Below are 8,716 nucleotides of genomic sequence, written 5' to 3' on the forward strand. Positions count from 1 at the left end.
GTGATTATCGCAGAATAAACGTAGTAAACAACACATCGGTGATCTCTTGATCAGGTTCACCGGGGATCAGTGTTGGGCTCAGTGTCTGTTTAATGTCTTCCACTAAACGTACTTTGCCGTCATCTTTTGCCAGATCAGTTGATCTCTGGCGGGATAGTAACAGCAGCATACGGCTACGAACTTCAGGAAGGTAATCATGGAAGCGCTGACGAGTTATTTCATCAGACAGACGCAGCGTCACGCCGACATACAAAACGCGATCAAAATGATCTTCGTTGTCTATCAGATTGACGGTAAAAGGTTCCAGTGTCATGAATACCGGAGTACTTATGATTTTGGCTTTTTCTGTACTGTTATTGCCGGATTGCTTCATTGTCCACCAGCTATATCCTCCGATGGCGGTACTAAATACGGCAATCAGTATTAGCAGTATCATCCAAATTGTTTTTGTGCGCTTACGCTCGTAGCTATAATCAGACATGGACAGACAAATTCCTGTTTTCTGTAGTGGAGTAAGGCACCGCGCATTCCGTGGCGGAGTTCCTTATCCAACAAATTCAACATCAATTATCCCGCGTCTTTGTTCCGGCAATGGCAGGAAAAAGCGCGGAAAAAACCATTAACTCACTCGTTTGTTATCGGCTCTGTTTCATTTTTTTGCAGTGTTCTGACAGCAAATGATGAAATCAGGCAGATAATCAGGCGAAAATATCAACGCCTCCCCGGCTTGAAGCCAGTTGCTGAGGGGTTAGCCGGATTGTGGATTCATGAGTTGCCGGTGCCTGTGTTGCTGCCAGTGCTCTATGGTTTTCAGTATGGCTACCGGTATTGGCATGCTGTTGAGGATCAGCGGCCTGTTCCTGTTGCCAGTTTCCTGATGTATCACTACCCACACTGCTTTCAGCCAACTGAATGCCGTTTTCTGCCAGTGAGAGGCGAAGGTTAGGCAGAGCGGCTTCCAAAGCGGCACGAACATGTTGATGTGCCGAAACAAAATGCAGCTGTGCCTGATTATCTTCAACATTCATGCGGATATGCAGGGCGCCCAGCTCCTGTGGATGTAAGCGTAATTCTGCCTGTTGCAGCCCGTTCCGGTTAAAAAACAGTACCTGCTGATTGAGTTGCTGCTGCCACTCTTCACTACCGAGGTGAGCGCTCAGGAAAGGTGCGGGAGCATTATTCAGCTGGATCTGCCCGTTAGCCTGATGGCCTGTAGTGAGTAGGGGAGCACTGAACAAATTGTGTAGTGTATTGGAAGAAGAAGTTTCTACAGAAGCTGAAGCCAGTGCTGTTGCTCCTTGTGTTGATAGAAACGCCTTTCCGATATCCCCTTTTCCGCTAACAGATGACTCTGAATTTTGTTCAGTGCCGTTAGCGGTGGCTTTTACTTTTCCGGTAGCTGGTGCCAGAGCCGCACGATTTGTGGCTGAGGCTGTCTGCTGTGTAGTAAAAGAACGGATATCGCTATCCAAATCATTTTCTTCAGCCGGATCTGTCGCCACCAGCGCTATATCGGCTTTAGTCTTTTTACCGGCTAGTTTCCTGTCGGATAATGTATCCTCAAGACTGTTTTCAGTACTCAGTAAATCATCTGAGCTTTCTGAACCCTCACCGGCCGGACGATGGTTGATTAATCCCGCCAGCTGAATGGGCATTGCGTTAATTAACATTTCAGCAGACAGAGGATCATCCTCTTCAGATAAGGTGAATTCTGCGTCATTGCCGGATGCTGAAAAGCCTGAAGCAGAAGATTTATCCAGTATGGCGACCTGACCAGCAACAGCCAGTGAAGAAGATAATTTTTCTTCATCCCGATTATCAGTGGAATATTTCTCTCCAGATTCGCTATTACTGCCATCTGTGCGATTTTTAGCGGTCTGAACAGAGTTTTTTTGTTCTGCACTGAGAATCTGGCCGAATTCAGTCACCTGCTCTTTAGGGGCGTTACTGCCCGGAGAGGAGTTCAGTGCTTGCTGATTTTTTCCCACACTTTTTTCAAGTGTTAAATCAGTAGGCAAAAGAGTGAGATTCATTGTTTCATTCTCCGTTGTGCACCACGTTGTGCGTACTCATCCATTTGTTTTTGCTCCATGCGATTCTGGTGTAACTTCAAACTATGTTCTGCCCGTTGTTGCAGCGTATCAAACGCGTTCAGACGCTGCTGTTTTTCCTGCCACTGCGACATAGCCTGCTCAAGCCGTTTTTTCCATTGGTTGAGCTGTAATCTGTGTTGCTCGATGGCCATTTCCAGTGTTTTCATAAACTGCTGGTAATTTTGCCAGGTCGAGCTGGACATGCCGCTGCTTAGTGTGTCGTTCAAACGTGTACGATATTCATCCTGATAACTCATTAACGCCGTGAGTTGTTGCTCCATTTGCTGATGGCTTTGTCGTATCTGTGCCAGTTGAGTCGCGGCTTTTTCCGCTGCGTCCTGAGCAAGTTCGCGCAAAGTCACAAGAGGGGAGTGTTGTTGCATGTCTATCCTCAGCGTTTTATACCTTTCGTCTTTCAGGCTGCTTCTGGCTGGACAAATTCGTTTTTGATGAATTTGTCATTCCCTTGCCGCCAAGATGCAACCCGAAATCCATCGGGTATAGTTAAGTTGCGGTCTTAACTTGGTAATAACTGTTGCAGTTGGGCACATGCTGCATCGTATTCACTGCGTTCCTCAATGTTTTGATGCAGGAACTGAGCCATATGCGGATACAACTCAATTGCCCTATCCAGCAAAGGATCACTACCGGCAGCGTAAGCACCGACATTAATCAGATCCCGGTTGCGCTGGTAGCTGGAAAGCAGCTGTTTAAAATGTTGCACCTGTCGATAATGGGTATTATCAATCAGCGATGTCATGGCACGGCTGATTGATGCTTCAATATCGATAGCCGGATAATGCCCGGATTCAGCCAGGGCACGGGACAGGACAATATGACCGTCCAGAATAGCCCGCGCTGAATCAGCAATCGGGTCCTGCTGGTCATCACCTTCGGTCAGGACGGTATAAAATGCGGTGATTGAACCGCCATCACTGACACCATTACCCGCCCGTTCTACCAACGCCGGTAATTTAGCGAACACAGAAGGGGGATAACCCTTAGTTGCCGGTGGCTCACCAATTGCCAGTGCAATCTCACGCTGCGCCATGCTGTAACGGGTAAGAGAATCCATAATCAGCAACACATGCTTCCCGCGATCACGAAAATCTTCTGCTATACGGGTTGCATAGGAAGCTCCCTGCATTCGCAGTAGAGGCGAAACGTCAGCAGGTGCCGCAACAACCACGGAACGCGCGCGTCCTTCTTCACCTAAAATATTTTCGATGAAATCTTTAACTTCCCGGCCACGTTCACCAATCAGGCCGACCACAATAACGTCTGCCTGCGTATAACGGGCCATCATGCCAAGGAGCACACTTTTACCGACACCAGAACCGGCAAATAACCCCATTCGCTGCCCGCGCCCGACGGTTAGCAGCGCATTGATGGCACGTACACCCACATCCAGTACATCACTGATGGGAGTACGTTGCAGGGGGTTGATGGGAGGTGTGGTCAAAGGGGCGCGATATCCGGTATCCGGGGCAGGTAAACCATCGAGAGGGCGACCTGCACCATCCAGCACCCTGCCAAGTAATTCCGGCCCCAGAGGTAAACGCCGTCCGCTACCCGCTTCTTCACCATAAGCACGTGCATAGACACGGGCACCCGGCACAATGCCTTCAAGTTCCTCCAAAGGCATTAACAGCAATTTTTCACCATTGAAGCCGACAACTTCACTTTCGACTTCTTCAAGGGTGTTGCCATTTTGCCGTTCAATAAGGCAGGTTGCTCCCAGTGGCAGATGTAAACCTGTAGCTTCAAGTACCAGACCCGTGGCGCGGGTCAGACGTCCGTAACGACGTACTTTCGGCGTTTTTTCCAGACGTTTTTCCATACCATCTAATGTCGCCAGCCAGCGCCCAAGTCTCGCAGTCATCACAGTTCTCCTGATACCGCCAGACGGCACATTTCATGCCAGCGCGTTGCCAGACTGGCATCCAGATCACCTTCATCAGCGCTGACCTTACAGCCTCCCGGATGCAATTTATTATCTGCAACCAGACGCCAGCCATGCAGAGCCAGTATCTCGCCCAGTTGTTGTTCAACCAGTGGGATATTTTGCGGATGAACACGCAATTGAGGCTTGCCACTGAACATGGGTTCCTGCTGAATAAACTCACGGATTTGGTTCAGCAGGGCAGTGCCGTCACACACAGCCGGCTGGCCGAGAATATGGTGCGCTGCCGTCAGGGAAAGCTGCATCAGGCGTGATGCAACAACCGTATCCAGACCATCCAGTGAATGACTGAAATCACTCAACAGATCTTTCCACTGTTCAATAACAACCTGCTGTTGTTCCCCGGCTTCCCTGAGTCCCTGTTCAAATCCTGCTTTCCGGCCTTCTTCGACACCCTGCTCATATCCACGGGCATGACCTTCCGCAACACCTTGCTCGTGACCCGCCTGACGCGCCTGTTCTTTCAGCTCGTCGAGTATTCTGGCCTGCTCCTGTAAACGCTCCTGTTCGGTAATCTCCTGTATATCATCCGATGATTCCAGTTTCGCTTGTAATGTTTCCCACGGAGTCAATTCACCCGGCAGCCATCGCTGCCAGTTTCCATTATTCGAATTATCAGACATAGGTATCATCACCACCATTCAGGATCATTTCCCCGTTTTCGGCCAGACGGCGAACCACAAGTAGAATGGCTTTCTGTTCAGCTTCTACCTGAGACATACGAACCGGACCGCGGGTTGCCAGGTCATCACGCATAATTTCAGCAGCACGCTGCGACATATTGTTGAGGAAGTGATCGCGCAGTGCCTGATCGCAGCCTTTCAGTGCAACCAACAGCGAATCGGTAGTAACTTCCTGCAACAGACGCTGGATACTGCGGTCGTCCACGCCAATGAGGTTTTCGAACAGGAACATTTCATCGATGATTTTCTGTGCCAGTTCGCCGTCATAGGTACGGACAGCATCGATAACGCTCTCTTCCTGCTGGCTCTTCATCAGGTTGATAATTTCAGCCGCAGTACGAACACCACCCATTTTGCTGCGTTTCAGGTTCTGGCCATCCAGCAGGTTGTTCAGAACTTCGGTCAGCTCGGCCAGAGCGGCTGGCTGAACACCACCAAAGGTGGCAATACGCAGCATGACGTCATTACGCAGACGATCATCAAACATGGCGAGAATATCTGCCGCCTGACCACGGTTCAGGTGAACCAGAATCGTGGCAATGATCTGCGGATGTTCATCGCGGATCATGTCAGCCGCTGCCTGCGGCTCCATGAAGTTGAGTGTTTCGATACCGGTTGTGGTATCGCGTGATTCAAGGATATCCTCGAGCAGGCTGGAAGCCCGCTCTTCGCCCAGTGCTTTCACCAGCACACTGCGCAGATAGTCGTTGGCATTGATGCTCAGAGCAGCGTACTGCTCAGCATCTTCCTCAAACTGGGCCATAACTTCAGCCAGTTGCTGGTTGGAGACTTGTTTCATCCCCGCCATTGCAATACTTAACTGTTGTACTTCCCGGGAGTTCAGGTGCTTAAACACCTCAGCCGCCTGATCTTCTCCCAGAGTCATTAACATGATGGCGCTTTTTTCTGTTCCGGTCAGACTCATTGTTCGTTACTCATCCATTGGCGGATCACCAGCGCAACTACGCGAGGATCTTTTTCCGCAAGTTCACGGATACGCTGGCTTTGAATCTCAGCATTGACACGCTGGCGAGCCAACTGACGGCGCACTTTTTCATCCATTTCAGCATTGGATTCAGTTGCAGGCTTATTCTGTTTCTTCTGCGCTTCCAGTGCGGCTTTTTCCGCAGCACGTTTTCTGGCAATTTGCGGCACGACCATCTTGCGCCACAGCATCCATGCAACCAGTGCTAACAGTAACCAACGGCCCAGCTCCAGTAATTTCTCCAGCAGGACAGGGTGTTGCCAGAACGGCAGCGTTTCTATCACTTCGGCGGTATTATTGAACGGTGTGTTGACAACGTTCAGGCTGTCGCCACGGTCGGCAGAAAAGCCCATTGCCTCACGAGTCAGTGACTCAATCTGGGATAACTGTTCTGGTGTCAGCGCCTGAGTTTCCGGGCCATTCTCGCCCTGAACAGTGGCATAGTTGACCACAACCGCAACAGAGAGACGCTCCACGCCGCCAGCCTGTAACTGGGTATGGCGGATAGTGCGATCTACTTCATAGTTGATGGTTTCATCATGACGATTATTGCGGTTATTACTGATCATGCGCTCATAGCTGTTATTGCCATTGCGCCCCTGAGCAGATTTGTCGTCACCATTACCTTTTGGTTTCTCAATTGGCGCACTTGGTGCGGCACTTGGCTGGTTCGACAGCGCTCCCGGCACACCACCTACCAATGGCCCGCCACTTTGTTCGCTGGCACTGGTCTGTTTAGAACGGACAGCGGCCTGATTCGGTGGCTGGTTAGGCTTATACTCTTCCGCAGTTTCTTCACGGCGGGAAAAATCGACTTGCGCAGTGACCTGAGCATGAACATTGCCACGACCGACAACAGGAGCCAGAATGGTTTCAATGCGATGCTGGAAGCGGTTTTCAACTTCCTGTATGTACTTCAACTGGGTGGTATTCAAATCCCGCCCATTGGCATCGGATTGAGTCAGCAGGCGTCCGGCCTGATCCACAATAGTGACATTGCTTGGTGGCAATCCGGCCACACTGCTTGAAACCATATGGACAATGGCATTGATTTGCCCTTCATCCAGAGCACGGCCCTGCAACAATCCTACTGTTACGGAAGCAGAAGGAGACTTTTGCTCACGGACAAACAGGGAAGGCTTTGGCAATGCCAGATGAACGCGGGCACTTTGCACCGGGCCGAGAGACTCGATAGTGCGCGCCAACTCACCTTCCAGTGCACGCTGGTAATTAACCTGTTCACTGAACTGGCTGATGCCGAACTTTTCTTTATCCAACAACTCAAAACCCGCAGCGCCACCTTTCGGTAAGCCCTGTTGTGCCAGTTTCAGCCTGATTTCATGCACCTTATCAGTAGGTATCATGATGGCGGCACCGTTTTCGGCAAACCGGTAAGGGACATTCATTTGAGTTAATTGTGTAACGATCTCGCCGCCATCCTTATCACTCAGATTGCTGTAAAGCACCCGATAATCAGGGCTGCGCAACCAGAGAAAGAGGGCGACGATAATAGCGATGGCAGCAGAGCCAGCAACTAATAATGGAACTTTTGGATCAGCTTTTATCCTGTTGATGATAGCGCTGAAACCCTTCTGTGGATTCTCAGCGTCGGTTGTTGCTGCACTCATAGACGATCCTTGCCTTGCTGGTCAACATGAATACTAAAAGCGTGGCGTAACAAAACAGACTCCCCATACGCAAGCGAAAAAACTATCTCTATACCTTTCATTTTATTACAAATTGCCTCTTTGCTGACTGCATCCGCCTCAGTGACATCGTTATCTGTGTCACCGGGAATTGCTTAATTTGCCGCCGTGATGCAACTTAAATACAATAGATATAATTAATCCCGTCATTATTCGCTGTTCACACATCTTTTAATGGCACAATAAGCTTCGAATTTTTACGTTAATTACCCGCTTTAGTTTGAAAGGGCTATGTTACGGTGGCAGCCTGAAAAAACTGCCAACCAGCCCACGGCTAATATGGCATTTAATCACGTAATCAATAGGGTGATTTAACACGAGGTTTTTATGTCAATTCAGGCAATTGAAGGTGTACTGCAACAGATGCAGGCGCAGGCATTACAGGCAGCAAGTATTGCCAAGCCTATGCAGGTAAAAGGGGGCTTTGCCAGCCAGCTCACCGCCGCGGTAGAAAAAATAAATCTGTCCCGCGTAGAAGCAACTAAACAGGCACAGGATTTCACACTGGGCACACCGGGCGTGGAACTTAATGACGTGATGGTCAATATGCAGAAAGCCACTATTTCACTGCAAATGGGTATTCAGGTCAGAAACAAGCTGGTCAGTGCGTACCACGAAGTAATGAATATGCAGGTTTAACGATAGATACACTTTGTCTTTCAAGTTGCTTCTTTATTGGTTGCGTTCGTTCACCCCAGTCGCATAGTTGCCTATGCTCCCGGGGATGAACTCCCTTGCCGCCGCGACGCATCTTGAAATCCATGGTGTATACACTCAATAACGCTCTTTGGTTTCACGCCTAATTTCCTTTCGAACTAATGCTGAATATTCCAACAGAATGAATCGATTTTAAGCAAAACATGAAATTTTCCATAGAGAATATTGTCATTTTGGCAAAAATGGATCGCAAAATATCTCGTAAAACCCTTTTTTAAGATCGTAGTAAGTGCTATCAATATGAATTGGAATCATTAACAATGATATTGTTATAAAAGTAGGCGCTGAGTTATTTTCTTTTTCTTACCGGTGAAAATAAATGCTCTAACTTGTGAGTTTTTAAAGGTGAAAATTTAGTGTGAAAGTGCACTTTGATTGGTATTTAACCGTAACATGTAAATGCTATTTTTAAACTTTATGGTATCTAATGAAAGTTAGATAAATTTTCATTTTATTGCATTTTTCTGTACTTAAGCGAAATTACGATTATTAGACGAATCTAAGTTAAAAAAGTAGGTAATATGGTGTTCTACTACCCTAGGGAAGGAGTTATCTACCTTGTCATGAAT

The 8,716-nt window shown here is 48.5% G+C and carries 8 protein-coding genes; 1 reads left to right on the forward strand and 7 read right to left on the reverse strand.

All coding sequences use genetic code 11. The annotated features are described in order from the left end of the window. Positions 1-4: 4 nt before the first annotated feature. From fliL to fliF, 7 genes are all read right to left on the reverse strand, one after another. Complete coding sequence (gene fliL / locus AACX68_RS13155) at positions 5-481, reverse strand: flagellar basal body-associated protein FliL (protein ID WP_099120495.1); 477 nt, start codon at positions 479-481, stop codon at positions 5-7. A gap of 217 nt (positions 482-698) precedes the next feature. Next, positions 699-2,033, reverse strand: a complete 1,335-nt coding sequence (locus AACX68_RS13160) for a flagellar hook-length control protein FliK (RefSeq protein ID WP_228859453.1) — start codon at positions 2,031-2,033, stop codon at positions 699-701. Continuing rightward, positions 2,030-2,476, reverse strand: coding sequence for a flagellar export protein FliJ (gene fliJ, locus AACX68_RS13165; RefSeq protein WP_086956259.1), 447 nt, complete (start codon positions 2,474-2,476; stop codon positions 2,030-2,032). Before fliJ ends, AACX68_RS13160 begins: the two co-directional genes overlap by 4 nt. A gap of 134 nt (positions 2,477-2,610) precedes the next feature. Next, a complete protein-coding gene (fliI, locus tag AACX68_RS13170) occupies positions 2,611-3,975 on the reverse strand; it encodes a flagellar protein export ATPase FliI (protein WP_304957239.1) in 1,365 nt (454 codons plus the stop codon). Beyond that, positions 3,975-4,679 (reverse strand): flagellar assembly protein FliH, encoded by a 705-nt coding sequence (fliH, locus tag AACX68_RS13175; protein WP_228859454.1) that lies wholly within the window; start codon positions 4,677-4,679, stop codon positions 3,975-3,977. Before fliH ends, fliI begins: the two co-directional genes overlap by 1 nt. Continuing rightward, on the reverse strand, positions 4,672-5,664 hold the full coding sequence (gene fliG / locus AACX68_RS13180) for a flagellar motor switch protein FliG (RefSeq protein WP_228859455.1): 993 nt from the start codon (positions 5,662-5,664) through the stop codon (positions 4,672-4,674). The genes fliH and fliG overlap by 8 nt, the downstream gene beginning before the upstream one ends. Beyond that, on the reverse strand, positions 5,661-7,352 hold the full coding sequence (fliF, locus tag AACX68_RS13185) for a flagellar basal-body MS-ring/collar protein FliF (RefSeq protein WP_228859456.1): 1,692 nt from the start codon (positions 7,350-7,352) through the stop codon (positions 5,661-5,663). Before fliF ends, fliG begins: the two co-directional genes overlap by 4 nt. Positions 7,353-7,757: 405 nt before the next feature. Between fliF and fliE the strand changes: the two genes are divergently transcribed. Further along, on the forward strand, positions 7,758-8,069 hold the full coding sequence (fliE, locus tag AACX68_RS13190) for a flagellar hook-basal body complex protein FliE (protein WP_228859457.1): 312 nt from the start codon (positions 7,758-7,760) through the stop codon (positions 8,067-8,069). Positions 8,070-8,716: the final 647 nt, after the last annotated feature.

Source organism: Xenorhabdus sp. PB61.4 (genome assembly GCF_963894935.1).
Lineage (GTDB): Bacteria > Pseudomonadota > Gammaproteobacteria > Enterobacterales > Enterobacteriaceae > Xenorhabdus > Xenorhabdus stockiae.

Excerpts from the sequence above, each read along its gene's own strand:
- fliG (WP_228859455.1), bottom strand. The coding sequence starts at position 5,664 with ATGAGTCTGACCGGAACAGAAAAAAGCGCCATCATGTTAATGACTCTG.
- fliI (WP_304957239.1), bottom strand. The coding sequence starts at position 3,975 with ATGACTGCGAGACTTGGGCGCTGGCTGGCGACATTAGATGGTATGGAA.
- AACX68_RS13160 (WP_228859453.1), bottom strand. The coding sequence starts at position 2,033 with ATGAATCTCACTCTTTTGCCTACTGATTTAACACTTGAAAAAAGTGTG.
- fliL (WP_099120495.1), bottom strand. The coding sequence starts at position 481 with ATGTCTGATTATAGCTACGAGCGTAAGCGCACAAAAACAATTTGGATG.
- fliE (WP_228859457.1), top strand. The coding sequence starts at position 7,758 with ATGTCAATTCAGGCAATTGAAGGTGTACTGCAACAGATGCAGGCGCAG.
- fliJ (WP_086956259.1), bottom strand. The coding sequence starts at position 2,476 with ATGCAACAACACTCCCCTCTTGTGACTTTGCGCGAACTTGCTCAGGAC.
- fliF (WP_228859456.1), bottom strand. The coding sequence starts at position 7,352 with ATGAGTGCAGCAACAACCGACGCTGAGAATCCACAGAAGGGTTTCAGC.
- fliH (WP_228859454.1), bottom strand. The coding sequence starts at position 4,679 with ATGTCTGATAATTCGAATAATGGAAACTGGCAGCGATGGCTGCCGGGT.